General features: G+C 45.1%; 31 protein-coding genes and 1 pseudogene. 28 read left to right on the top strand and 4 right to left on the bottom strand.

The features are described from left to right. Positions 1-67 precede the first annotated feature (67 nt). Positions 68-403, bottom strand: coding sequence for a hypothetical protein (locus tag RWO08_RS09085; RefSeq protein WP_000806926.1), 336 nt, complete (start codon positions 401-403; stop codon positions 68-70). Next, complete coding sequence (locus tag RWO08_RS09090) at positions 400-645, bottom strand: hypothetical protein (protein ID WP_001813542.1); 246 nt, start codon at positions 643-645, stop codon at positions 400-402. Before RWO08_RS09090 ends, RWO08_RS09085 begins: the two co-directional genes overlap by 4 nt. A gap of 360 nt (positions 646-1,005) precedes the next feature. Here RWO08_RS09090 and RWO08_RS09095 point away from each other — a divergent pair, with 360 nt between their 5' ends. From RWO08_RS09095 to RWO08_RS09130, 8 genes are all read left to right on the top strand, one after another. Continuing rightward, positions 1,006-1,434 (top strand): hypothetical protein, encoded by a 429-nt coding sequence (locus tag RWO08_RS09095; RefSeq protein ID WP_314211874.1) that lies wholly within the window; start codon positions 1,006-1,008, stop codon positions 1,432-1,434. 83 nt (positions 1,435-1,517) lie between these two features. Next, positions 1,518-2,012, top strand: a complete 495-nt coding sequence (locus tag RWO08_RS09100) for a hypothetical protein (protein ID WP_314211875.1) — start codon at positions 1,518-1,520, stop codon at positions 2,010-2,012. Between the two features lie 17 nt (positions 2,013-2,029). After that, complete coding sequence (locus RWO08_RS09105; RefSeq protein WP_314211876.1) at positions 2,030-2,323, top strand: DUF6707 family protein; 294 nt, start codon at positions 2,030-2,032, stop codon at positions 2,321-2,323. Positions 2,324-2,415: 92 nt separating this feature from the next. Continuing rightward, entirely contained in the window at positions 2,416-2,859 is a 444-nt protein-coding gene (locus RWO08_RS09110; RefSeq protein ID WP_314211877.1) for a GNAT family N-acetyltransferase, read from the top strand. Between the two features lie 282 nt (positions 2,860-3,141). After that, on the top strand, positions 3,142-4,236 hold the full coding sequence (gene hemH / locus RWO08_RS09115) for a ferrochelatase (RefSeq protein WP_314211878.1): 1,095 nt from the start codon (positions 3,142-3,144) through the stop codon (positions 4,234-4,236). Positions 4,237-4,405: 169 nt separating this feature from the next. Further along, positions 4,406-5,332 (top strand): peptidase, encoded by a 927-nt coding sequence (locus RWO08_RS09120; RefSeq protein WP_314211879.1) that lies wholly within the window; start codon positions 4,406-4,408, stop codon positions 5,330-5,332. Between the two features lie 169 nt (positions 5,333-5,501). Beyond that, positions 5,502-5,909: a polyketide cyclase gene (locus RWO08_RS09125; RefSeq protein WP_314211880.1), complete on the top strand. Its 408-nt coding sequence runs from the start codon at positions 5,502-5,504 to the stop codon at positions 5,907-5,909. Between the two features lie 66 nt (positions 5,910-5,975). Beyond that, a complete protein-coding gene (locus RWO08_RS09130; protein ID WP_314211901.1) occupies positions 5,976-6,365 on the top strand; it encodes a MarR family transcriptional regulator in 390 nt (129 codons plus the stop codon). A gap of 179 nt (positions 6,366-6,544) precedes the next feature. On the opposite strand, the gene RWO08_RS09135 is transcribed toward RWO08_RS09130, so the two are convergent. Further along, complete coding sequence (locus tag RWO08_RS09135; RefSeq protein WP_314211881.1) at positions 6,545-6,796, bottom strand: hypothetical protein; 252 nt, start codon at positions 6,794-6,796, stop codon at positions 6,545-6,547. Positions 6,797-6,979: 183 nt separating this feature from the next. Here RWO08_RS09135 and RWO08_RS09140 point away from each other — a divergent pair, with 183 nt between their 5' ends. The 16 genes and pseudogenes from RWO08_RS09140 to RWO08_RS09210 all read left to right on the top strand — a co-directional run bounded on the left by RWO08_RS09140 (position 6,980) and on the right by RWO08_RS09210 (position 19,487). Next, positions 6,980-7,942, top strand: a complete 963-nt coding sequence (locus RWO08_RS09140; RefSeq protein WP_314211882.1) for an aminoglycoside phosphotransferase family protein — start codon at positions 6,980-6,982, stop codon at positions 7,940-7,942. A 125-nt stretch (positions 7,943-8,067) separates the two neighbouring features. Next, positions 8,068-8,616 carry a DUF6609 family protein gene (locus RWO08_RS09145; RefSeq protein ID WP_314211883.1) on the top strand — a complete coding sequence of 183 codons (549 nt, stop codon included), beginning with the start codon at positions 8,068-8,070 and terminating at the stop codon, positions 8,614-8,616. Between the two features lie 105 nt (positions 8,617-8,721). Further along, on the top strand, positions 8,722-9,750 hold the full coding sequence (locus tag RWO08_RS09150) for an LD-carboxypeptidase (RefSeq protein WP_314211902.1): 1,029 nt from the start codon (positions 8,722-8,724) through the stop codon (positions 9,748-9,750). A gap of 103 nt (positions 9,751-9,853) precedes the next feature. Continuing rightward, complete coding sequence (locus RWO08_RS09155) at positions 9,854-10,477, top strand: HNH endonuclease family protein (protein WP_314211884.1); 624 nt, start codon at positions 9,854-9,856, stop codon at positions 10,475-10,477. A 90-nt stretch (positions 10,478-10,567) separates the two neighbouring features. Next, a pseudogene (locus tag RWO08_RS09445) lies at positions 10,568-10,720 on the top strand (ClbS/DfsB family four-helix bundle protein); the annotation flags it as partial. Between the two features lie 120 nt (positions 10,721-10,840). Next, positions 10,841-11,500 carry an ankyrin repeat domain-containing protein gene (locus RWO08_RS09160; protein ID WP_314211885.1) on the top strand — a complete coding sequence of 220 codons (660 nt, stop codon included), beginning with the start codon at positions 10,841-10,843 and terminating at the stop codon, positions 11,498-11,500. 50 nt (positions 11,501-11,550) lie between these two features. Beyond that, positions 11,551-12,393: a DUF4300 family protein gene (locus tag RWO08_RS09165; protein ID WP_314211886.1), complete on the top strand. Its 843-nt coding sequence runs from the start codon at positions 11,551-11,553 to the stop codon at positions 12,391-12,393. A gap of 175 nt (positions 12,394-12,568) precedes the next feature. Further along, complete coding sequence (locus RWO08_RS09170) at positions 12,569-12,934, top strand: hypothetical protein (protein WP_314211887.1); 366 nt, start codon at positions 12,569-12,571, stop codon at positions 12,932-12,934. A gap of 29 nt (positions 12,935-12,963) precedes the next feature. Beyond that, entirely contained in the window at positions 12,964-13,548 is a 585-nt protein-coding gene (locus RWO08_RS09175) for a GrpB family protein (RefSeq protein WP_314211888.1), read from the top strand. 51 nt (positions 13,549-13,599) lie between these two features. Next, the gene (locus RWO08_RS09180; RefSeq protein ID WP_314211889.1) at positions 13,600-14,280 is read left to right on the top strand and encodes a hypothetical protein; all 681 of its coding nucleotides are present in this window, start codon (positions 13,600-13,602) and stop codon (positions 14,278-14,280) included. 105 nt (positions 14,281-14,385) lie between these two features. After that, positions 14,386-15,126, top strand: coding sequence for a TraX family protein (locus tag RWO08_RS09185; protein ID WP_314211890.1), 741 nt, complete (start codon positions 14,386-14,388; stop codon positions 15,124-15,126). Positions 15,127-15,228: 102 nt separating this feature from the next. Then, on the top strand, positions 15,229-15,972 hold the full coding sequence (locus tag RWO08_RS09190; protein WP_314211891.1) for a hypothetical protein: 744 nt from the start codon (positions 15,229-15,231) through the stop codon (positions 15,970-15,972). Positions 15,973-16,156: 184 nt separating this feature from the next. After that, a complete protein-coding gene (locus tag RWO08_RS09195; protein WP_314211892.1) occupies positions 16,157-16,888 on the top strand; it encodes a cyclase family protein in 732 nt (243 codons plus the stop codon). 129 nt (positions 16,889-17,017) lie between these two features. Then, positions 17,018-17,488 carry a putative immunity protein gene (locus tag RWO08_RS09200; RefSeq protein ID WP_314211893.1) on the top strand — a complete coding sequence of 157 codons (471 nt, stop codon included), beginning with the start codon at positions 17,018-17,020 and terminating at the stop codon, positions 17,486-17,488. Positions 17,489-17,750: 262 nt separating this feature from the next. Beyond that, positions 17,751-18,806, top strand: a complete 1,056-nt coding sequence (locus tag RWO08_RS09205; protein ID WP_314211894.1) for an aminotransferase class I/II-fold pyridoxal phosphate-dependent enzyme — start codon at positions 17,751-17,753, stop codon at positions 18,804-18,806. 60 nt (positions 18,807-18,866) lie between these two features. Continuing rightward, on the top strand, positions 18,867-19,487 hold the full coding sequence (locus RWO08_RS09210; protein WP_291454168.1) for a DNA alkylation repair protein: 621 nt from the start codon (positions 18,867-18,869) through the stop codon (positions 19,485-19,487). 31 nt (positions 19,488-19,518) lie between these two features. Here the strand turns inward: RWO08_RS09210 and RWO08_RS09215 are convergent, their stop codons facing one another. After that, complete coding sequence (locus tag RWO08_RS09215; RefSeq protein WP_314211895.1) at positions 19,519-19,851, bottom strand: thioredoxin family protein; 333 nt, start codon at positions 19,849-19,851, stop codon at positions 19,519-19,521. 92 nt (positions 19,852-19,943) lie between these two features. Here RWO08_RS09215 and RWO08_RS09220 point away from each other — a divergent pair, with 92 nt between their 5' ends. The 4 genes from RWO08_RS09220 (at position 19,944) to RWO08_RS09235 (ending at position 22,649) form a co-directional block, all read left to right on the top strand. Continuing rightward, positions 19,944-20,285, top strand: a complete 342-nt coding sequence (locus RWO08_RS09220; protein ID WP_314211896.1) for a MazG nucleotide pyrophosphohydrolase domain-containing protein — start codon at positions 19,944-19,946, stop codon at positions 20,283-20,285. Continuing rightward, entirely contained in the window at positions 20,267-20,569 is a 303-nt protein-coding gene (locus tag RWO08_RS09225) for a DUF1294 domain-containing protein (protein ID WP_314211897.1), read from the top strand. Before RWO08_RS09220 ends, RWO08_RS09225 begins: the two co-directional genes overlap by 19 nt. Before the next feature lie 165 nt (positions 20,570-20,734). Further along, positions 20,735-21,814 (top strand): iron-containing alcohol dehydrogenase family protein, encoded by a 1,080-nt coding sequence (locus RWO08_RS09230; RefSeq protein ID WP_314211898.1) that lies wholly within the window; start codon positions 20,735-20,737, stop codon positions 21,812-21,814. Between the two features lie 166 nt (positions 21,815-21,980). After that, positions 21,981-22,649, top strand: a complete 669-nt coding sequence (locus tag RWO08_RS09235; protein WP_070755832.1) for a YutD family protein — start codon at positions 21,981-21,983, stop codon at positions 22,647-22,649. Positions 22,650-22,653: the final 4 nt, after the last annotated feature.

The raw sequence follows: 22,653 nt of genomic DNA on the forward strand, positions 1-22,653 counted from the left end.
TTGTATCCTGGTACTCTCTTGCTGATTGAAATGGTAAATATGAACGGTCAATCATATCAAATCCTTTCTATGCAGAGGCAAGGGTATTTTTATCAAATTGAATCGTAAAACCTTGAATTCCCCCACCTGTGTAACATTCTTTAAAGCGATTGATTACCTCAGTATAGATTATCACAGATGAGCTTGTTGGCTTAATGCTAAATGTAAATTCCAATGGTAATCGGTTTTCAGATTTAGCATGTACTAGTCGTATCGATATTTCAGTTGTTTTGAGTTTTCTCTGACGAAGTTTTGAAGTTGCTGTTTCAACGATTCCATGTAAAAATCTTTCAAGCATTTCAATATCATTACATCCTTTGCTACGGATTTCTGAAAATTGTACTGTATTTTTTTCTTGTTTCATTTTAATCCCTCCAATCCACCCGCGGAATGACCACCGATAAGTTTACTGCGTTCAATATTTCTGGAACCTTCAGTTAGGACGGTTCCTTTTTGTATGGCTAAAAAACCAAACTGTTCTCTGACAACATCAATAGCTGTCTGAAGTCTATTATCTTTTTCAATTTGTTCTACATCATCAAAGAGTGATAGTAGAGTATAGCTTTCATCTACGAAGCCACTATAAGATACACCAATTTGTCTCACTGCACCAGAGGTGTATTTTTTCGGAATAATACAAGTACATGACTCACCATTGTTTTGGGGAGATTTGCGGGTTCAATTTTATTCTGAGCATTTATAGATTTTTTCATCTCAGTCCTAGAATAGCCAATATGAATAGAAACGACAGTAGTCAATACTAGGGCTACTGTTCCGTTCCACAGTATCATTTAAAAATCATTTTCACACCCTTTCGTCTATTAGTATAGAAGAAAGCTCTCAGCACACGTGGAGTGTGTGGGGCTGCTTGTTAAAAACCATAATAGCTAGGTATTGATAAATTTATTGAAAAGGTAGGACTGATTATCAATGGGAATGGGAATGACACACAAACAAAAGGTGGATATGGCCAATAAACGAGGGATTGATTTGCCTTTGGAAATGCTTGAAAGAGATATAGTGGCGGTCTATGGCGTGTTTGCTAAAAAGGAGAACGAAGAATTTTGTATCTATGTGGGGAAAGCCACGAACTTACGTGCTAGATTGTTAGGCTCAAGTAGTGGCCACATTCATCTTTATCTCAATAATAACGTTGAGAAGTTAGTGCCTATGCTAATCGACCAACACCTAGAAGCGGGCTATAGGATAGAGGCCAGAATACTAGAAGAAGTGGACTACCAAGATAGCTCATTCTCGCGGGCAGCCCATCGACTTGCCTTTGCAGAATTTAAGTGGATTGTGGATATGCAAAAAGAAGGTCTGTGTTTAGATCAGCTACCTGAAGGGGCAGGTCCAAATTCAAGGATCTATTGGGAAAATCATTATCAGAATTAAGAGGGTCCTAGTCATTGTTAAGCCTATATTGATGATGGGAAAAGTTATGTTATCGATAGTTAGGAAGTATAGGGAGTCTTGTCATGGGAATTCAGAAGGTAGAAACGGTCTTTAAAGAAGAAAATCTTGAGTTGGTCTTTAGACCAGAAGATAGTGAGAAATCATTGATTGCTGAGGCATTCAACCTATTTTCGGATTATATGGGCATGGACGATGTTGGCTATGACTGGGGCAGTAACTTTGAGTCTGGGAGATATGTGATTGTAGTTTACCAGAGATTTTCTGTCTTCGAGAACGGTAAGCGTATATGGATAAATAAAGCTTTTCAGAATAAAGTAGGGAGATTTTCGCGCTACAAGAAGCAAGTGTTTGCCATTATGTTGGATCGCGAAATAGAATATAAAGTCTCAGGATGGAGTCGGAGTCTATGGACATATACGCTTCAGGATCCTAAAAACACACTACAAGTCCTAACTTTTCCTAGTGCTTGGGTGGCTGAAGGCTATGCCAAGAAATACTCAAAAGAAGGCTATAAGGTCGCGGTTCTGGGCTGGTATGAAGATTATGATATGTACTAAGATTTAGGAGAGAGACCATGCTAATCAGACAATTAATTGAAGAAGTCCAAGATGATGCCAGATTAAGTCCCTATCTAGAGCTGATACCTAAAAAACACAAGAAAACGCAGATGGATTTTATGCATCTATTGACCCGATTAGGCTATATTTTTTATTTGTCTGACAAGCTAGAATTGACTGACTATCTAATCGATAAGATGCTGGGAATTCAATTTGAGGGCGACTATCGTTACTGGGGGCCTGTGCAAAACATCGGCTTGCTTGGCGTCCATATTGATGAGCCAAAATATGGGAAAAGTGTGAGAGATTAGCATCCAATCTGAAAGTTTAGATAGTAATACGAGGGAGAAGGAATTTATAATGGCATGGAACCATTAAATTCCAGTTTGACGGAGGAATGGATATGAAAATCCGAGAAGTGAATAAGAATAAAAAGCAGTTTATATCATTATTGTTACTAGCTGATGAACAAGAGAGCATGGTGGATCGCTATCTTGAAAAAGGAACTATGTATGTGCTTGAAGACAATGGTGTAAAAGCTGAATGTGTTGTCACCGATGAAGGTAACGAAATACTTGAAATCAAGAATATCGCAGTCGATCCGGAAAATCAGGGGAAGGGTTATGGCAAAGCACTAATTGATTTTCTTGCTAGTAAATATGCAGATGAATATTCTATTTTGCAAGTTGGAACAGGTGACAGTCCGTTGACGATACCATTTTATGAAAAATGTGGATTTGTTCGTTCTCACAAGATTCCCAATTTCTTTACTGACAATTATGACCACCCAATTTATGAGGGCGGTGTACAACTAATAGATATGGTATATTTGCAAAGACATTTATAACTTCCTGTTTGTGGAGTAGACTGCCGTGTTAATGAAGGTAGGGTTCATTTTCTACCATTTAACGTTAATAACGTTAAATAGTGTGTAGATATGATTCAAAAACTAGCGAGATTGATACGGAGCACCTTTTATACTTAGAGACCGGTCGTTTCATGTTGAGTGTGTGGCGGTGCTTAAGAAAACGACTAAGCCTGAATAATAGAACCCTAGATAGTTCCGATAAAGCCTTTTCTATGGTAGAATAAGAGACAGAAACTACGACACACACATAAGGAGTTTGACATGTCTAAGAAAGCTGTCCTCATGATGACCTTTGGGTCACCAGAAGCGATTAGCTATGAAGCAGTCGCGGAATTTTTCACCAATATTCGCCGGGGTGTTCGTCCAGAAGAAGATGAAATCAAAACCCTATATGATAATTATGTTCGGATTGGTGGTACGCCTCTCCAAGCCATTACCAGGGAAGAAGTGAGGCTAGTAGCTGAGGCCCTAGAAGGTCAAGCGAACGTTTATTTTGCTAATAAATTTTCGCGCCCCTTCATCCCCGATGTCATTGCGCAGATGGAGGCAGATGGGATTGAAGACTGCCTTTGTTTAATCTTGGAGCCTCATTATTCCTATTACTCCGTAATGGGCTATGAGAAATTCCTAGAGAGCCAGACCATCCGTTTCCAAGTCATTAAGGACTGGTATCGTGAGCCCGCCCTGATCAATTACTGGGTAGAGGAGATTCGAAAAATTATCCAAGAAATTGGTAGTCAGACTTATCGGGTCGTTTTCTCAGCCCATAGTGTGCCTGTCTTGGCCTTGGAGTTTGGCGACCCTTATATCGACCAAATCTACGACAATAGTCGCTTGATTGCTGAAGGTCTGAGTCTTGCTCCAGACCAGTATACTAACACTTGGCAGAGTGAGAGCGATATTGGAATGCCATGGATTAAGCCAGATGTCTTGGAATATTTGCGGGAGCAAAGCCAGCATCCCGACCATTATATCTTTGTGCCTATTGCTTTTATTAGTGAGCATATCGAGGTGCTTTTTGATAATGACGTGGAGTGTCAAGAACTCTGCCATGAATTAGGGGTGGGCTATAAGCGTCCCCCTATGCCCAATACGGATCCGCGTCTGATTGAGGCCTTGCTGTCAACGGTTGCCAAGCATCTCCACGGGGACTACAAAATCCATCAAGCTGATGAGACTACTTTTGATGAGATGGCGGCGCCTAGAGACAGCGATGCGATTCTAAAGGAAGACCAAGACATCCAGATGCCTGATTTTGTTAAGAAACTCATTGCCAAAAAGGGACGAGAAAACGTCAAGATGCCTTATCTAGTCAAGAAAATGCTGGAGAAGAAATTCGGCAAGAAGTACGATTAAACAGCCGAAAAAGCCTCCTTAGCTGGATAAAAATCTAACTAAGGGGGCTTTTTTAATGGTCTGTAACTTTTTCCAATCCTCACACCCCATAAATTCTGCTCCTTTTTTCTAGGGTGGCAGCCCTAACTGCGCTGTATAATCAAGCTATCAATGAGAAGGAGGCAGTTAGATGCAAATCTATTTTGGCGACGTATCGCTTTGTTATACCTATTCTTTGGCCATGGCATTGGAGGCCTATGGTTATGACCTGAGGCCGGAATATCTTGAGGCCCTTATGTTGATGGGGAATGGGGCTTCCATTGTCAAAGACGATGAACAGCACCCATTAGTATTCTTCGATAATGGCATGCCGGATCTTTCGATTTCTCATGTCTTAGAAGTTCTAGGTTTTGACTATGAAGAATATTATCTAAGAGAGGGGCAAGCAGTTGATCTGGATTTAATCAGAAGCAAGCTCAAAGCTCTCCTAGTTAATGGTCCGGTAGTGTTGGGGCCACTCGATATGGGGCATCTGACCTATAATCCTAACCACACCCACTTATACGGAGTGGATCACTTTGTCTCAGTTTATGATTTAGATGATGACTATCTCTACTTGCATGATCCAGCAGGCTTTGCCTGTATGAAGATTCAGTTCGAAGACTTTCTGCCAGCATGGCAAGCCCAGGAAATCGACTATAAGCGGGGCGCCTATTCTATGTGGGGCAATTTCAAGCGAGTCGCTAATCCAGACGCGAGCGCAATCTATCTGGCCACCTCACAAATAATGGCCCAAAGATACCTGCAAGGGCAAGAAGGCGTCCTTCCACTCTACGCGGCGGCAGTGGCAAAACATGGCTTGAACGATGAGCAAAAACAACTGCATCAGTATTTCAGCTTTAAACTGGCCGCTGTCAGAAATCTCTACCTGAGTAGATTCCTAGCAGAGCACGATGGCCTGCGATCAAAAATAAAAGAAGACTTAGCCACTTTATTTGGACAAGCCCACCTGTCTTGCCTAAAGGAAGATTATGAAGGCTTGTCCCACCTCTTGTTGGAGATAGCGGAATTAGATGATCGATTTAGAGCTTTATGCCTAGAAGCTAGAGATAGTTAAGTTTTAACCTCATATCCAAAACAAACCGGAGGCGCCTGTATAGGCAAACCTCCGGTTATTTCATATCCTATTTTGTCATCCCCGCTCTTACGATTCTAAAAAGATTATTGTTGACATACATTGTAAAATGACATATAATAAGCACACTTAATAAATTGGGGTGAAAACAATGGAATTTAGTTTCAGTTTGAAAATTAAAGCAACAAAAGAAGCTGTTTGGGAGTATTATGCCAATATTGAAAAATGGTATGCCTGGGAAGAGGATTTAAAAAACATTACATTAAACGATGATTTTAAGACTGGATCCCATGGGACGATGGAGCTTGAAGGTATGCCTCCTATGGATTTTCAACTTACACTTGTAAAAGCCTTCGAAGAATTCTGGGATAAAACAGCCACTCCTTTTGGTGACATCCTTTTTGGACACCAAATAATGGAGAACAATGATGGAAGTGTAACGGTCAAACATTCTGTATCCTTAGATAGTGAGGATAAGCAACATTTAGAATTTTTACGCCAGGTGTTCTCAGATGTCCCTAACTCTATATTTATTCTGAAAGAGCTTTTGGAACGATAGGAGGATTGCTGTTTGTTTACATCGAAATATAAAAAAGATTCAGAACAATCAACTGGCTTGCTGTTCATGAGGGTGTACAATAAATGGCATCTTATAATAAAAAAAGAGTTAAAGAAAATGAATCTGACACACCCTCAATTTGTTGTTTTAGCTTCGCTTGCCTATCTATCGCAAACTAATGACGAAGTGACTCAAGTCATGATTTCTAAACTTTCTGGGATAGACGTAATGACTGCTTCTCAAATATTGAGTCTATTAGAAAAACATGCATATGTAGATAGAAAAGAACACTCCAGAGATTCAAGAGCCAAGGCTGTTATTTTGAAGAAAAAGGGAGAAGAGATTTTACAAAAAGCTGTGCCCGTAATCGAGCAAATTGATGAGTTGTTCTTTGGAAAACTAGTTGAGGATGAAGAACATTTCAAACACCTTCTTGTTAGGTTAAACGAAGAATAGTTTAAACGGAATCTTGGTTGCGCTTTGCAACCAAGATTTTTTTATTTCTTACCGTGCTCGAGGATTTTTTGAAGGTACGATAATTATGATAACTAATTGTCTTATGTAATAAACAAAACCCCATCAGCTGGATAAGAGAATCCAACGGATGGAGTGCTGTTGCTCTAGTAATTAATTTCCTATTTTGCCCTCCCCTTCCTCTGGTGGATTTCAAAGCAAAGTGCGACCAGCAAGAGTAGCAGGCCCACTGGTAGGTAGAAGCTTGGGTAGACTGAAAGGGTGCCGTAGATGTCGAAGACGCCTTTTAGGAAGGAGCCGAAGATGAGGGTGAGGACACCCATTTTATAGGCTGCCTTGGCGTTTTCTGAGCTGAGGAAGTGCTTATGAAGTTTTGGGGTTAGTAGATTAGGTATGACGACGATTGTTCTCATTGTTTTACACCGCTCACCTCTGGGGGAGCTTTCTCCTTTCCTTAGTGCTAACTCTAATGTACAGCATGAACCTAAAAGCTACTTAAAAGCAGTGGAAAAGAATGAAGAGACTATTTAAAATAGAGATGAGTAGACAAATGAGTTTAAAGATAAGCTAGAAAAATTAAAGGGGAATAGCATCAGATGAAAAACTGGGAAGACCACATTCCGTGCAATGTTCAAAACAAGTTGGATGCATTAGGTGATGAGGGGCTACAATGGAAAAAGGACTTAAATACAGTTATTGATTGCATAGCAAAAGAGTGGAGCCTTTCTTTGGAGCAAATCCTAGAAGGAGGCTCAGAGGCCTTTGTAGCAAAATGTACCTTGAGAAATCAAGAAAAGGGGATTCTCAAATTATTTATGCCTCAATTGGAGGGGAATTCCGAGTTTGAGCAACAAGTAGAAGCCCTTAGAGTTGTAAATGGAGCGGGATATGTCAAGTTGCTAAAGCATGATGTCAAGAGGAAAGCAGTCTTACTAGAGTGTTTGGGTAATCCTTTGAGTGAGTCTGACTATTCTATTAGAGACCAAATGAAGATAATTTGCGGGCTACTTAAGAAAACCTGGATTCCCCTCGATGAAAAACAGGAGCTAAGACTGATGGGACAATTAATTGGGTGGTTTCAAGACTTTATCCTGTCCACTTGGGAAAAATTAGAGCAACCGTGCAGTAAAGAAATCATTGAACGGGCGCTCTTGTTTTTAGAATCAAGAAGAAAGTGCCTGTCTTCATATCAATCTGTGCTAGTCCATGGGGATCCACACGCTGACAATATACTGAAAGCACTAGATTCCAATGAGCTATCTTATAAATTGATAGATCCGGATGGAATCCTAGGAGAACCTGCCTACGACCTTGGAATCCTCGTGCGAGAATGGGTGGAGGAGTTAGTTGATGCTCCTTTGGAAAAAGCTATTGAGAGAGTTCTCTTACTTCATAATGAAACTGGAGTTGAGAAGCAGAGCATCTGGGAATGGGCATTCATTCAATCTGTCTCAACAGGGTTGTTTTTAAAGGTAATTCAAGAACACGGCTTAGGTGATAGCCTCTTAAGAATTGCTCAGGAATGGTTGTGCTTTGAGCAGTTCCCAGTTCCAGTATAAATATTGAGATAAAAAGAGCTTGACACTCCTTTTCTTCTATTAAAGTGCTATAATAAAGTAAGAGCCATCTAGCCTACGAGATAGAGGCTAGATGGCAGTTATGAATATTTTGGAGGCACTTATTTATGGGGTTTTTAGCTTATGACAAGAATGAAAAACTAGCATTTAACTTCAAGAAAGCCTGCGACTTATGGCTAATGGCCGTCGCGTCGGTGATTGCGGTGGCAACCTTGATTGGCGGCAAGCAGATTATCAACATGCAGGTTTTCAGCATGGGTTACATTGTCAGCTTTTTCGCTATTAACCAGAATAAGTCCTTGCTTAATAAATTATCAACGGGTAGCTCTAGCCCCTTCCAGAAGAAAGTAGCCCTTTATGCGGTCATTTTACTCTTTGTCTTAATGGCCATCTTAGGCGGCCCCTTCTTCGCTACCGAGAACTGGCGCCTCATCTGGCTGGGAGCCTTAATGGCTACCGCACTGCATTTCTTCCCCTTCTATTTCGTGCATGGCAAGTCTATGATTTATTTAGCCCTGGTATGTGCCATCAACATTGCGGTGGGCTATCTCTTCCCTAATATTTCCATGGAGGTCATTGCCTATGTGGATGCTGCTATCAAGTTCGCCTTTGGGGCCTATCTCTACTTTTTGTCGCGACCATCTCAACAAGCATAAATAGTTCATGTTACCTTTTAATTTGTCGTTAAAAGGTATATTTTATAAGCAATTGACTTGCAGAAGTCAAGCTCGTCATTTGATTAATTTTGTGAGGTGAATATGATGATTAAAAAGCTAGCGATCGTCAGCCTATCAGCTGGGGTATTGGGCAAAGATTTCATCAAGCATGAGCTAGAAATAGGCCTCAAAAGGCTGACAGACCTTGGCCTAGAGGTGAGTTTTATGCCCAATGCGCTCAAGGGAATTGACTATTTGAAGCAACATCCGGAAGCACGGGCGGCCGATTTGTTGCAAGCCTTTAGAGATCCAGAGATTGACATGATCCTCTGTGCCATTGGCGGCGACGATACCTATCGATTGCTACCCTATTTATTTGAAAACGGAGAGTTGGCTGGTGCCGTGTCCCAAAAGGTCTTCCTCGGTTTCTCCGACACGACCCTCAATCACTTGATGTTGCATAAAGTCGGGCTCAATACTTTCTATGGACAATCCTTCCTTGCGGATATCTGTGAGCTCGATCAGGACATGCTGCCTTACACACGACAATACTTTGAGGAATTAATAAAGACGGGTACAATAGAAGAAATAAGACCGAGTGAGCTGTGGTATGAGAGCCGAACTGACTTCGGCGTCGACCAAATTGGTAAGCCGTTGAAGTCTCACTTGGACCACGGTTTTGACTTGCTTCAGGGGAATCCAGTCTTCTCAGGCGAGATTCTTGGAGGCTGCATTGACTCACTCTATGACATCTTTAATGGGAAGCGCTATGCGGATATGCCGCTACTCTGTAGTCAATATGCCTTGTTCCCCCAAAAAGAAGACTGGGTTGGGAAAATCCTCTTACTGGAATCCAGTGAAGAAAAGATGCCACCTGAGAAATTCTATCAAGCACTCACTTTGCTAAAGGAGACAGGTATCTTCGATTCGATTTCCGGCCTGCTAGTAGGAAAGCCCATGGATGAGGTATATTCGGAAGAATACAAGCAGCTATTGGTAGACGTCATCGCCAATCCAAGCCTGCCTGTGGTCTTTAACCTCAACGTTGGCCATGCTCAACCCCGCTGCATCATTCCCTTTGGCCTGAAGGCGACCGTAGATGTAATCAATCAGGTTATCAGGTTTGAAGGATAAGTATGGGAGTAAGTTGGCGGGAAGGTATACATGGCTTTCTATTTTAAATTAAATTCTACTATCTCAATTGAAGGGAAAATATAAAATGCTATTTATAAAATTTTTGAATGAAGTATATGATGAAAAAGTTGTAGATGATATTATAAAAGTAGTGTCTAGGGCTGGTTCTAAAGTAGGACCTTTTAATGGAACTTTATGTACTAAGACGCACCAAAATGATATATTAGATGTGTTTCAAGATTATATTGATGCACACCATCCTGCGGGACAGAAAAAAAGTAATTATTATAATAACAAGGTGTATACGCGATTTATCTTGATTTCTATATCTACATTCTATTCGCCGGGGAATGCTTTAAATTTTGTAAGGAGTTATAGTTTTAACCAACCTTTACTTTGGCAAATAGAGCATATTATACCTCAAAAACAAGCATTCCATCATTGGAGTAAGAAGAATAGAAGATGGAAAAATAGCTTAGGTAATTTAACGCTACTGCGTGAAAATACTAATGTAAAAATAAGCAACGGATCATTTCACTTGAAGAAAGGTAAAATTTCCCAAGAAGAAAAAGCCCTAGAGATTAATGATATATTCAATAGTATTAGTAAAGTGCATCTATCAAAAAAAGATATTAAAGACAGAGATGAAAATTTAAGAAAGCAATTAAATGGGATCTTCTTCGACAGGAATGGCCAACTTTTCCTCAGTAAATTATATTACTTTTGATTTATATAATACCAAATTTAGTTGATTGTTCCCTTTCGTTGTTCTCAGAATGAGAAGAAGGAGGGTTACTAAAGAAAAGATTGGTATTCAAGAGATGTTCTTATTCATCTCTATGAGTGGCATCACTTGCTTCTGAAGTGGATAGAAGCTATCAGAATGGACAAGCGATACCATTTTTATCTAAGTCATATAACTGACATATGGCGATCTAAATTTAAAATTTTGGTGCAAACACAGAAATAGTTCTCTTGCTGATTCGACAGCCATCGGTTTCCTGCTTAGTTAGTGCCAAATCTAGCCGTAATAATGGGCCATGAAATCAGAAAAGCTGTCAATCAAAAGAGTTGGAATGGAGTAATCGTTATGAAGAAATTATTCAAAGCCATCAGGGCACAAGATTATGAGCTGGTTAAGCAAATCATTGAGGCCAAGCCTGAGCTTGTTAATTGCACTGCCAAACAACCGCCTAAGAAGGATGATGGCCAATCTCCCCTGCAGGTAGCCTTGAAGACAGGGGCCTTCGATATTGCCGACTACTTGATCAATCAGGGGGCGGATTTGAACTTTATGGAAGATCCGTCCTGCTGCAATAACTGGCGGACACCAGTAGTTTTTGACGCCATCACCGCAGCAGTCATGACAAGTAGATGGAATACCAATACTTCTTATGGTGGGCTCCAGGTTTTCTCCACCCAGGAGAATGCTGATAGAGCCTATGAGATTCTGGAGAAGATGTTGCAAGCCGGCGCGGATTCTAATCGGACCGATTCTTATGGCAATACAGGCATATGGAGCTTCTGCGCTAAGGCTAGTCAGATACTGCCTTCCTACAATCGGACCACTCAAGAGGAATCAGATGATAGGCTTTTGACAGCAGAACTTGAGGCAGATTTGTTGAGAATATTGAGACTCCTCTGCCAGTATGGCGCGGATTTATCTTTTGTATCGCCAAAGCTTGAGATGACTATTAGTGACTATTTCGTTAGTCCTTCTATGAGGAAGTTATTGGATCAAGTTCAATAACGAGGCTCGCAAGCTATTTTGACCAAAATATCAGCTAGAGGAGAGACCTCATGTTCAAACACACCAAAACCATCATCCTATCCCTCGGCATCATCTTAGCTCTAGCAGCTTGCAGTCCCAAGCCGAGTGGCCAAGAAGCAAGCCCCTCTCATCCTAGCTATTCCAACCTCAATAGTCCAAGTAGCCTGGAAGAAGTGAGGACCCTCTTGTCTGCTCATTTGGACAAGGATAGCGTTGAGGAATTCCTCAAACTCGTCAAGGACTACAATGACATTGTAGGACCTAGTGGGCTCAAGGGGGACTTCACTGAATTCACCAAGACGGACTACGATGTGGCCAAGATTAACCCGCTTTGGCATGAGCAGAAGGGGGATTTTATCGGGACTAATTGCCGCATTAACAGCTATACCTTGCTCAAAAACACCATTGAGATTCCGCCAGTCAGCCAGGATGATGAGCTGCTTTTCATGGATAATGACGCCATCGACAAGGGGAATGTCATGGATGCCAAGGATAAGGCGGCCTTCAATATCCTCTTTTCTCGGGTGAAGACCGAGGCCACTCAAGACGTCAAGGTTCACGCCAAGCGTATGGCGCAATTTCTGTCCCAGTTCAAGTTCAACGATAAGGTTAGAATGCTGTCAGTAGTCTTACATGATAATCTGGACGGCGACAGTCTCTTCATCGGCCATGTCGGCGTCTTAGTTCCAGCCAAAGAGGGCTATCTCTTCTTAGAGAAGCTGACCTTCGAGGAGCCTTATCAGGCCATCAAATTTGCCAGCAAGGAAGAGGTCTATCAATATCTGGGGACCAAGTACTCCGACTATACTGGCCCTGGACTGGCCAAGCCCTTTATTATGGACAATGATCAATGGGTGGAACAGCCTCAATAGCTATTTTATTGCCATTACCACAAGTTTTAAGACTGAATTTTTGGGGGGCTCGATGGGATCAACCATCAGAGAACTCAGACCGGATGAGGGTAATCAATTAGATAAGCTTGTATGTGAGGCCATCTTATCCTGAGTTTAGCAGAACGGTCACCATCAAGAATGAAAGGAAAAATCAATGCAACAATTAGACCAAGTCTATGATCAACTTCCGATTATATCTTTTGAAAAGAGACAAGAACTACATGATTGGTTACTAGCCAATGAACAGACTTCGCCAGGTATTTGGATTCGGATTTTTAAAGCTAAGTCCAAGTTGCCATCGGTGACCTTCCATGAGGTCTTGGAAGAAGGGCTATGCTTCGGGTGGAGTGAAAGCATGCGACGGTCCTATGATGATCTGTCCTACCTGCAGAAGTTTACACCTCGCAAGGGCAAGTCTACCCAGTCTGAGCGGAATTTAAGACTGGTTGACAAGCTAGCAGCCGAGAATCGTATGAGACCTTCGGGCTACTCGGCTTTAGGTTTAAAGCCAAAAAACTAGATTTACTTTGTCTGAAAGGAGCAACCCATATGGCCAAGGACCTGACTCAATTATCTTTAGAAGAACTCTGGCGCCTGTTTCCAATCTTCCTAGTGGCGCCTAAGCCCCAGTGGGAGACCAATTATCAAGAAATGGAAGTGCGACTGGAACAAGTCCTAGGAGATTTGCCTCTGGTTCGTATCAGCCACATTGGTAGTACGGCCATCCCAGGCATCTGGGCCAAGGATATTGTCGATGTCTTGGTCGAGTTGGCACCTCAGGCGGATTTGCATCTAGCCAGTGAAAGTCTGATTCAGTCTGGCTTTCTTAAAATGTCGGAGTCAGAAGGCCGCATATCCTTGAACTCGGGTTACACACCAGAGGGATTCGCGGACAAGGTCTATCACATTCACTTGCGCTACCAAGGAGATCATGATGAGCTCTACTTTAGGGACTATCTCAGGGAACATGCCCAAGTAGCTAAGGATTATGAGGCGCTCAAGCTAGCCCTCTGGCCACAATATGAGCATAATCGTGATGCCTACACCGATGCCAAGACCGACTTCATCCAAACTTGGACGCGCCAAGCTCGTCAGGAATACGGGGCGCGCTATGACAAAGGAAAAACAGACTAGTAATTTAGCACTAGCATTGCAACAAAGGTAGAAAGGGAAGGAACCAGATTAATGTGGATACCTTATAAAAAATTAGTCTTCTACGGTGCCTATCTGCGTCAAAGCCAGAAGGAAGCAGACCGCCGCTTGCTAGCTGAATATGACCTCGCAAGTGGCCAGTTGCTATGGAAAGAGGAAAGTCCCGCTGACCTAGGCCGGCGTGTGGCCTGGACCCTGTGGTCCCTAGGCTTGGTCATCTTGCCTTTGCTAGTCGGGCGCATTATTCGCTGGCTAGGTTATGATGCGGGGCGTCAGCCACACTACCCGGATAGATATCTAGGTAGCTTAGGGGCAGTGGCCTTGCCTTTGCTCTTGGGGCTCTTATTAGCGCTAGTATATGAAGGCGTGGCAAGCCATCTCAGAGCCCAAGTCAAGTCAGTGCCAGCGCCAGACCTGGCTAGTCAGCGTGCCATCTTAAGTGATTTTCGTGACCAAACCCTGCGTTTTAATGGAGCCTTACCGGGACGCCAGCGACCTTATCTGGTCAATAGTCTCTTGTTATTAGGCTATCTCTTTGGTCTTGTGCCCCTAGTTTGGGGGCTCTACTGGCAACCTGTCCTAGTCTCGTCCTTTGTAGCTCGTCTGGGGATTCTGTCTTTTCTCCTATCCCTAGTGCCCAGCTTAGTCTTTAGCTTCTTGATTAAGTCCTGGGTCATCCAGCGCCTCTTGCGGGATTTAGACTGGCAAGCTTAAACTTTCAATAATGTAAGATAACCCGGCTAACTGTAAGCTCAGCTTATGGTTAGCCGGGCTTTTTGGGTCTAAACTTAAGCTAAGAAAACTTAAAGGAGCATTCCTATGAAGAAATTAAATGCAACTCAAATCAAATACTTGTTGGCAGCCCTCATGGTTTTAGACCATCTGCCCCATGTGCCCGGTCTGGTGCCACCACTCTGGGAAGGCATCTTTCATGCCATGACGCGCTGTGTGGCGGCGGGCTTTGCCTATCAGGCGGTAGAAGGTTTCCTTCATACCCGTAATCTGCAACGCTATCAAGTCCGTCTCTGGGGCTCCGCAGCCATCATGGCAGCCGGTAACTGGCTGCTCAATAGTCTCTTGGCCAATCGTGGCGTCCATATCAGCAATAACATCTTCCTGACCCTAGCTCTGGGGGTCAGTATTTTAGCTTTAGCTTTTCCACGCCAAAGTCTGACGCAAGAAGCCAAAGGTCTCCGTTGGGCTGGCGCAGGCTTCCTCTTCTTAGCCGGCCTCTTGCTGACAGAAGGGGGCATGGTGGTACTACCCTTTATCTTGATTACCTACTGTTGCCGTCAGCGCCAGGCCCTAGGCACCTTACTCTATCTAGGGTTAGCTCTGATTCTATTTACCCTTTCTTATACTAGCTATGACAGCTGGCAGGAGACCCTCACTATGATGCTCTATAACTCTGACTGGCTCTTCATTAGTGTCTTGCCTCTCTTAGCCCTCTACAATGGCCAAAGAGGTAAGCAGTCAGCCTTCAACCGCTACTTCTTCTATGTCTTCTATCCGCTCCATCTCTGGCTTTTGGCCTTGGTGGCAGCAGGTCTGGCTAAATAGAGCTTTCCTTGCCTGACGAGCTCAAATAGGTTAGACTAGGGCTAGGTACTCCAGTAACCAAGGTGACTCCCCCTCTGCATCGGTCACCCAAGGAGGTAAAGCATGAAAAAAATACATCTAGTCTTAGCCAGTCTAGCGACCGCCACTAGCTTCTTACTAACTCCTCAATCAGCCTGGGCTAACCAATCGGACGATAGCCAAGAGTCCAGTTCAGCGGTCTCAGAGTCTAGCAAGGAGTTAGAAAACAAGGAGCAGGAAGAAGCCTTCTTCAAGACCCTCTTGAAGGTGGAGCCAACTGCTATTGACAAGGGTCAAGATAAGATCTTCGAATCATCCAAGAACTGGATGTATGAAGCTGTGGATGGCAAGGAGCCCCCTAAGCCAACTGAACGTCCCTACAAGATTCCAGAGGATTGGAAATTGCATCCATCCTTGACCAAGGACGACCGTCGGGATGTGGGTTATCGCATCATGACGCCTGGCATGAAGGGTTATGTCAATCTCTATACCTTAGAGGCTTATACGACTTCCCCCCTCAAGGGTGGTAAGTTGCTCACCGATAAGGAACTGGAGGAGCGTCTCAAATCAGACCGGCCAACCCCCATCTTCCAAGAATCGATTGAAATCGACGGCAAGCAATTTCAGGCTCGCTATGAAGTCGAGCCCGAACACGACACGGCTTGCCTAGTCTTCTACCGCCTAGAGGATACGGGTAATCAAGATGATTCTGTCTTAGTCGGCGCCCTCTATTTCCCCTTGGAACGGGACCAAGACCTAGAGACGGCCATCAGCCAGCAAGTAGGCAATCTCAAGGGGATTTTAAGCCAGTTGAGTAAGGATAAATAAGCTAAGATGACAAGAGGCTAGCTCTAGGGAGTTAGCCTCTTGTTTTTAATTTTATAGTTATTTGCTATATCAGGTTCTAGCAAAATAGTCTAAGGGAATAGGTCCTTCTATCTTGTTTTGCCTCACTTAACTTTGTTATACTGCCTTTACAGTAACTATTAGCTCTTAGTTAGGAGGAGACAAGATGTCAGATTTACTTTCACTCTATGAAACACTCAAGTCCAAAAAATGGCTTGACCTTAGCCATGTCATTAACGAGTCCAGCCCCCACTTCCCGGCGCTACCAGCCCTAGAGAAGGAAGACCTCTTCACCCTTAAGGATGGTTTCCACGTTCAGAAAATCTCGGTGGTGGGCCAATACGGTACCCACATTGACGCTCCAATCCACTTCGTGGCAGGCGGCCGCTGGCTGGATCAGATTGAGCTCAAGGATCTGCTCTTGCCTCTCTATGTTATTGACAAGTCGGCTCAAGTGGCGGAGAACCCTAACTACATTTTGACCAAGCAAGACATCCTGGATTTCGAAGCAGAACATGGTCAAATTCGTCCTGAAAGTTTCGTAGCCTTCCGGACTGACTGGTCTAAGCGCTGGCCAAGCCAAGAGGCTATGCGTAACCTGGATGATGCTGGTGTTCAGCAGAGTCCAGGTTGGAGTCGCGAGGCCTTGGAATTTCTGATTAAGGAACGCCAAGTCAAGGCAGTCGGCCATGAGACCTTTGACACCGATGCGGGTATTCCAGCAGCGGAGCACGGCTTAGTTAACGAATACTATCTCTTGGAGCAAGATATCTACCAAGTAGAAGTCTTGAATAATTTGGACCAAGTGCCAGCCACTGGTGCCTTGATTAGTGTCAGCTTCCCACATTGGGAGCAAGCGACTGGTTCGCCTGTGCGCGCCATTGCTATTTTACCTTAAGCCAATAAATGAGGTCGGATTCTTGAAGTCCGGCTTCTTTTTTATGGGAATGTGTGGCAAATGGCTTTGTTTGACTCAGCTAGGGCTTGGTGTATACTAGGGCTAAGAAGTTTATAAGGGGATGAGGCTATGACCAGACGGAAAATTAAGGTGCTAGACAGCGATGATTTGAGAAAGCAGTTAGATTTCGACTACCAAGCCGCTAGTCAAGAGACTTGTGCCCGCTTCGGTCGGGATTTGGTAGAGCATTTGATTGAATTGACTGGCTCTCAGGTAGGGCAGGAGCCTGATATTGAGGCAGGCTGGGCGGTCAGCCAAGCTTGTTTGGCCAGTCAGGCCCGTATGCACGACGTCAGACAGGCGGGCTTCAAGATACACGCCCTGGCCAAGCAAGCCGAGAATCCTCTAGAACAAGCCCTTTTGCGGGTCATTGGCCATGCGGTGGCGACCGCCCATATGAAGGAACACGCCCTGGTCGCCAGTGACTATGCAATCAAGCTTATTAACCTAGCCTATCCAGATGACCTGGCAGCCGTTCAAAAAGAACGCCAGTGGCAGTTGGCTTGGTGGCAAGACAAAACAGACGATGATAGAGCCTAGCTTCTGTCATAGCTTTTTGTTTTCTTAGGGGCATCAATATTTCCCAACTATATCCTCATCTAGAAAGAATCTTATATAACAGATGCGGTCAGAAGATGTTGACAGGCCGGAGTAGGGCTTTACTTTTCTTGTATTAGGTCAGAATTACGAACATTTAAGCACAAACTATTTAAACTTAGTAGTGCGGTTTGCGCCCCAGAGTCAAGAGGGTATATAATAAATCCAGTAGGACTATATTGATTAAATTAGGGGATTGATTAGTATGACCGAAGACTATTTGTATTTTGGATCTGATTATTTAGAGGGAGCACATGAGCGGGTTTTGGAGCGATTGATAGAAGTCAACCGCCAGCCGGCAGCCGGTTACGGCAGTGATAGCCACAGTGAACGGGCCTATGACTTGATTCGTCAAGCCTGCGACTGCCCTCATGCCACGGTTCATTTCTTTGTAGGGGGAACTCAAACCAACTCCACCGTTATTCGGGCCCTCTTGCGGCCCTATCAAGGGGTCTTGGCGCCGGATACGGGCCATATTAATGTCCATGAAGCGGGCGCGATTGAACTAGGGGGTCACAAGGTTTTGCCCCTGCCTAGCCATGAAGGTAAGTTGACCGCCCAAGCGGTTGAGGATTGGGTGACGACTTTCTATGCGGATGCTAACCATGTCCATTCAGTCTATCCTGGCATGGTCTATGTGTCGCAACCGACCGAGTTGGGGACGCTCTACAGTCTAGCCGAGCTTGAAGCCTTGTCAGCTGTCTGCCGTCGGCACCAGCTTCCCCTCTTTATTGATGGGGCGCGACTGGCCTATGCCCTGGCCAGCCCAAGTAACGATGTCAGTCTAGCAGATTTGGCGCGTTTGACGGATGTCTTCTATATTGGCGGAACCAAGTGTGGGACCCTGCTAGGGGAGGCCGTGGTGATTACCAACCCAAGTCTGCTGCCACATTTCTTTACTGTCATGAAGCAGGGGGGCGCGGTCCTAGCCAAAGGCCGAGTCCTAGGGGCCCAATTCGAGATGATGTTCGAGGATGGCTTCTATCAGGTCATCGGCCGCGAGGCGGTGGCAGCCGCTCAGGCTATTCAGGATTGCCTAGTGGCTAATGGCTATGAGCTAGTCAATCGTTCGGTGACCAACCAGGTCTTTGTCCGTCTACCTAAGGTCTTGGTGCCAATCTGGTCGGACAAGGTCCAATATGCGACCTGGGAACTGGCTGAGGATTATGTCGTGGCCCGTCTGACAACGGCTTGGTCTACGCGACCAGAGCAGGTGACGGCCCTCTGTGACTTTATCACCCAGCATCCAGCTCAAGTCTAAGTTTATTTTGATCGCCTTGATAGGATGCGGTCTTTAGTAAAAGAGAGAAGGTGACTGCCGATGCAAGACTATATCAAGCGCCTGGAGGCGGAGTTCTCACTGATTGAAAAAGGCTTCAAGGAAGAAGAGAAAAGGGCTCAAGCGGATTATGCCAGTCAGGATTCGGACTATATCAAGCAATTGGCCATGCAGGCCTATCAATCGGAAACCTATCAAGTGCGCATGTATGCCGTCTTCCTCATGGGCTACCTGTCCCAGCAAGAGGACATACTGAATTATTTGAGAGAGCAGGTCTGTCTGGACCCTAACTGGCGGGTTCAGGAAGTATTGGCCAAGGCCTTGGACCATTACTGCAAGACCATAGGCTACCAAGCAGCCTTGCCGGTCATTGATGAATGGCTGGGCCATAGCCAAGCTAATACCAGACGTGCTGTAACGGAGGGGCTGAGAATTTGGACTAGCCGGCCTTACTTTAAGGACCATCCCCAGGAAGCCATTGGGCGTATTGCTGGCTTGAAGCGGGATCCTAGTGACTATGTCCGCAAGTCGGTCGGCAATGCCCTGAGGGACATTAGCCGGAAATTTCCTGATCTCATTCAAGCGGAGTTAGCAACTTGGACCTTGGATGGCAAAGACATCCAGCAGGTTCATAAGCTAGCTAGCAAATTTCTCATTGCATAAAAAAAGGCCATGTCATGGCCTTTTTCTTATCTTATGGTCTATCTTGACGTAGTTCCCAGTAGTAATCCAGCTTGTCTAGCAAGAGGTCCAGGCTAAAATAGCCAGCTTCTTGCAGGTAGCGGCGCCCGTCAATGTATACTTGTAAGGTGGGCGCGGACAGGATTTGTTCCTGGGCGGCTACTTGGGGCCACTGGCTTAAGTCGATATAGCGTAGGGTAGCCTGGGGATGGCTTTGAGCCCATTCATCCAGTCTCAAGGCCAAGCTAGCGCAGGGTGCGCATTGGGGTCTACCGAATTGGAGAATGAGGAGCTGAGACTGAGCCTTGAGTTGGGCCAAGTCTTCGTGGGCTTGGAGTGCTTGCATGTGGGTCCTCCTTAACAGATTCTTATTTTTATGGTAGCATGGTGACTGAGACTGGGCAAGTTAGGTGCTTACGCCCATAGGAGGAGACGGGAATGACAGATTTGAATTTGGCAGCGCTAGAGGCCTATCTAGCGGAGCATTATGGTGACTGGGGTCAGGAACAGGGCCTCTTCATTAAGCTAGTAGAGGAAATGGGTGAAATAGCCGAGCTACTCAATATTCGTGCGGGGCGCAAGCAAGGCAAGGGCCAGGATACCGACCAGGAACTGGTGACTGAGCTAGCGGACCTGATTCATTATGCGGTGGCCATTGCGGCCATCAATGGCTTGGATTTAAGTAAGGCCATCATCGAGAAGGATATTCAGGCAGCCATCAAGTACCAGCATGAGCGTAATCTGGCTGACTTCCTAGCAGAATGGAAACAGCGGTCGTGATGACCTATATTTGGCTCTATCTTGTTCTGATTAATCTGCTGACGGCTGCAGTCTATATCTGGGATAAGCATCAAGCTGTGGCGCGCCACTGGCGGGTGCCGGAAGCCCGACTATTAGGCCTAGCTGCCATAGGGGGAGCTCTCGGCGCCCTTATAGCCATGCAGGTTTGGCGCCACAAGACCCACAAATGGACTTTCGCCCTGGGGGTCCCTCTTATGTTAGTGCTTCAGGCCGTCCTTCTCATTTTCCTTGTATTTGAGTGGCTCCCTAAGTTAGGGCGTTAAGCCGATGGCTTGGCGCTTTTTTCATGAAATTTCCGATTGTTTTCAGAAAGTGATACAAATTTCTGCCGCCAGGGCCTTGTATAAGAAAAATAAGTGTGTTAGAGTATTTTCTAATAAAACTTTAATCATTCGCTTAGCTATATCTAAGTGATAAGGAGGACGCTTATGGAATTTGTACAAGTCGTACGTAGTACACCCGGACAATATATCAGTGAAAAAGGAGCTTTGGCTTCTTTAGCAGGCATTTTAAAGAACTTCGAGCGTCCCTACATTATTACCGGGGAGAAATCTTACGCTGCCTTTCTTAAACATTTACCTCAACCGCTAGAAGGTGTGCCAGTCTTACGTTATGACCACACAGCCAGCTATGAAGATATGGACCGCTTGGCTAAGTTAGCAGCTGATGCCGATGTGATTGTAGCTGTCGGTGGGGGTAAGCTTTGTGACACCGCCAAGGGAACGGCTGACCGCCTCCACTGTGAAGTGGTGACCGTGCCGACAATCGTGGGGACCTGCGCGCCTACTACACCGGTCGCGGCTGTCTACCATCCCAATGGAGTCTTCAATGACGTGGCCTACTTCAAACGTACCCCTTATGCCTGCGTGGTGGACTTAGATCTCCTAGTTGAGTCGCCTAGACGCTACTTCGAAGGGGGTATCTGTGATACGGTAGCCAAGTGGTATGAGGCCGAAAGCATCACCCGTCATTTGACTGGAGCTCTAGAAGCCAATGTCGAATTAGGCTTGGCTGCTGCTAAGGTAACCAAGGACATTCTGCTCCGCGATACCCACGCTGCCCTAGCCACTCATGCCTTGGGTGTAGTGAATGACACCTTCAAGCGCGTGGTCGATACGGTCTTCAATGTGGCCGCTGCCGTGGGTTGCTTTGCCTGTGAATATGGTCGTATGTCAGGGGCTCACGCTGTTCACAATGCCCTGTCACAATTTGCCGAAACCCACAGCATTGAGCATGGGGTCAAGGTAGCTTATGGGTTGCTGGTAATGTTGGCGGCTATGGGCGAAGAAGGTGAGACCCAAAAACTCATCGATTACTGCAAGGACAATGGCTTCATCTACTCCTGGCAACAGCTAGAGGTTCAAGAGGACATGGCGACTGCCGTAGCCAAATTGGCTGACTTCGCCGCATCCGACAAGGAAACCTTCAAACTGGCGGTGCCAGGTGTCACTCCTGAACAGGTTCAAGCGGCCGTCTACCAGGTAGAAGCCCAAGCTCAAGCTAAATAATTCTAATTTCTGCTTCCTTAAGATAGGTCCACTCATTCAGTCCGCCATAAGCTGAATGAGCGGGCTTTTTTGTCGGGTGACTTGGCTCAGAGAATTCCATAGCTTGCAGGGCCAGAATTTGCTATAATAGGAAGGAACGAGACATAGAAGTAAAGGAGCTAAAGGCATGACCCAACGCGATAATAATATATCCTATCAAATCGACTCCATCCTGACCGACGTTAGTCAGGACCAAGTCCAAGAAGACAAGCAAATTCGCCAAATTAACGAAGACCATCTGCTGATTAAGGAGGAACCTTATCAGTTGGTCCTCAACTACCGTGAGGGCTTCGACTTGCTAGCCTTCGAGAATCGCTACCAAGAATACTTCGAGAAGTTCGACTTCATTGTCGGGGACTGGGGCTTTGAACAGTTACGCCTAAGAGGCTTCTATCAAATCGGCCAGGCCAAGGTGCCCAAGGATCAAACCATTGATTTCCTAGAAGACTACCTCAATGAATACTGTAACTTTGGCTGCCGTTACTTCGTCCTAGCCAAGGAGCGGGAAGTGGCTAAATACGCCAAACTCAAAGACAAGGCTAAGACTAAGCCGGCCCCAATCGAGAAAAAGGTAGGCGAGACCAAGCAATTAGCTAAAATCCAAGTTAAGGAAGATCCAAACCGCTTCAAGGGCAACAAGGTGGATGCGCCGGCCAAGGGCGGCAAGAAGCCTTTTAAGAAACGCAACCGTCGCCCAGCCGCTGGTGATCAGGCGGCCCCTAAGCAGGCGCCAGCCGCGGCCAAGCAACGTAAGAATAACTTTGTCATCAAGCAAAAGAACAAAACCAACCCTTAGGAGG

Source organism: uncultured Abiotrophia sp. (assembly GCF_963520105.1).
Classification (GTDB): domain Bacteria; phylum Bacillota; class Bacilli; order Lactobacillales; family Aerococcaceae; genus Abiotrophia.

Excerpts from the sequence above, each read along its gene's own strand:
- RWO08_RS09085 (WP_000806926.1), bottom strand. The coding sequence starts at position 403 with ATGAAACAAGAAAAAAATACAGTACAATTTTCAGAAATCCGTAGCAAA.
- RWO08_RS09095 (WP_314211874.1), top strand. The coding sequence starts at position 1,006 with ATGGCCAATAAACGAGGGATTGATTTGCCTTTGGAAATGCTTGAAAGA.
- RWO08_RS09100 (WP_314211875.1), top strand. The coding sequence starts at position 1,518 with ATGGGAATTCAGAAGGTAGAAACGGTCTTTAAAGAAGAAAATCTTGAG.
- RWO08_RS09105 (WP_314211876.1), top strand. The coding sequence starts at position 2,030 with ATGCTAATCAGACAATTAATTGAAGAAGTCCAAGATGATGCCAGATTA.
- RWO08_RS09110 (WP_314211877.1), top strand. The coding sequence starts at position 2,416 with ATGAAAATCCGAGAAGTGAATAAGAATAAAAAGCAGTTTATATCATTA.
- hemH (WP_314211878.1), top strand. The coding sequence starts at position 3,142 with ATGTCTAAGAAAGCTGTCCTCATGATGACCTTTGGGTCACCAGAAGCG.
- RWO08_RS09120 (WP_314211879.1), top strand. The coding sequence starts at position 4,406 with ATGCAAATCTATTTTGGCGACGTATCGCTTTGTTATACCTATTCTTTG.
- RWO08_RS09125 (WP_314211880.1), top strand. The coding sequence starts at position 5,502 with ATGGAATTTAGTTTCAGTTTGAAAATTAAAGCAACAAAAGAAGCTGTT.
- RWO08_RS09130 (WP_314211901.1), top strand. The coding sequence starts at position 5,976 with ATGAGGGTGTACAATAAATGGCATCTTATAATAAAAAAAGAGTTAAAG.
- RWO08_RS09135 (WP_314211881.1), bottom strand. The coding sequence starts at position 6,796 with ATGAGAACAATCGTCGTCATACCTAATCTACTAACCCCAAAACTTCAT.
- RWO08_RS09140 (WP_314211882.1), top strand. The coding sequence starts at position 6,980 with ATGAAAAACTGGGAAGACCACATTCCGTGCAATGTTCAAAACAAGTTG.
- RWO08_RS09145 (WP_314211883.1), top strand. The coding sequence starts at position 8,068 with ATGGGGTTTTTAGCTTATGACAAGAATGAAAAACTAGCATTTAACTTC.
- RWO08_RS09150 (WP_314211902.1), top strand. The coding sequence starts at position 8,722 with ATGATTAAAAAGCTAGCGATCGTCAGCCTATCAGCTGGGGTATTGGGC.
- RWO08_RS09160 (WP_314211885.1), top strand. The coding sequence starts at position 10,841 with ATGAAGAAATTATTCAAAGCCATCAGGGCACAAGATTATGAGCTGGTT.
- RWO08_RS09165 (WP_314211886.1), top strand. The coding sequence starts at position 11,551 with ATGTTCAAACACACCAAAACCATCATCCTATCCCTCGGCATCATCTTA.
- RWO08_RS09170 (WP_314211887.1), top strand. The coding sequence starts at position 12,569 with ATGCAACAATTAGACCAAGTCTATGATCAACTTCCGATTATATCTTTT.
- RWO08_RS09175 (WP_314211888.1), top strand. The coding sequence starts at position 12,964 with ATGGCCAAGGACCTGACTCAATTATCTTTAGAAGAACTCTGGCGCCTG.
- RWO08_RS09180 (WP_314211889.1), top strand. The coding sequence starts at position 13,600 with ATGTGGATACCTTATAAAAAATTAGTCTTCTACGGTGCCTATCTGCGT.
- RWO08_RS09185 (WP_314211890.1), top strand. The coding sequence starts at position 14,386 with ATGAAGAAATTAAATGCAACTCAAATCAAATACTTGTTGGCAGCCCTC.
- RWO08_RS09190 (WP_314211891.1), top strand. The coding sequence starts at position 15,229 with ATGAAAAAAATACATCTAGTCTTAGCCAGTCTAGCGACCGCCACTAGC.
- RWO08_RS09195 (WP_314211892.1), top strand. The coding sequence starts at position 16,157 with ATGTCAGATTTACTTTCACTCTATGAAACACTCAAGTCCAAAAAATGG.
- RWO08_RS09200 (WP_314211893.1), top strand. The coding sequence starts at position 17,018 with ATGACCAGACGGAAAATTAAGGTGCTAGACAGCGATGATTTGAGAAAG.
- RWO08_RS09205 (WP_314211894.1), top strand. The coding sequence starts at position 17,751 with ATGACCGAAGACTATTTGTATTTTGGATCTGATTATTTAGAGGGAGCA.
- RWO08_RS09210 (WP_291454168.1), top strand. The coding sequence starts at position 18,867 with ATGCAAGACTATATCAAGCGCCTGGAGGCGGAGTTCTCACTGATTGAA.
- RWO08_RS09215 (WP_314211895.1), bottom strand. The coding sequence starts at position 19,851 with ATGCAAGCACTCCAAGCCCACGAAGACTTGGCCCAACTCAAGGCTCAG.
- RWO08_RS09220 (WP_314211896.1), top strand. The coding sequence starts at position 19,944 with ATGACAGATTTGAATTTGGCAGCGCTAGAGGCCTATCTAGCGGAGCAT.
- RWO08_RS09225 (WP_314211897.1), top strand. The coding sequence starts at position 20,267 with ATGGAAACAGCGGTCGTGATGACCTATATTTGGCTCTATCTTGTTCTG.
- RWO08_RS09230 (WP_314211898.1), top strand. The coding sequence starts at position 20,735 with ATGGAATTTGTACAAGTCGTACGTAGTACACCCGGACAATATATCAGT.
- RWO08_RS09235 (WP_070755832.1), top strand. The coding sequence starts at position 21,981 with ATGACCCAACGCGATAATAATATATCCTATCAAATCGACTCCATCCTG.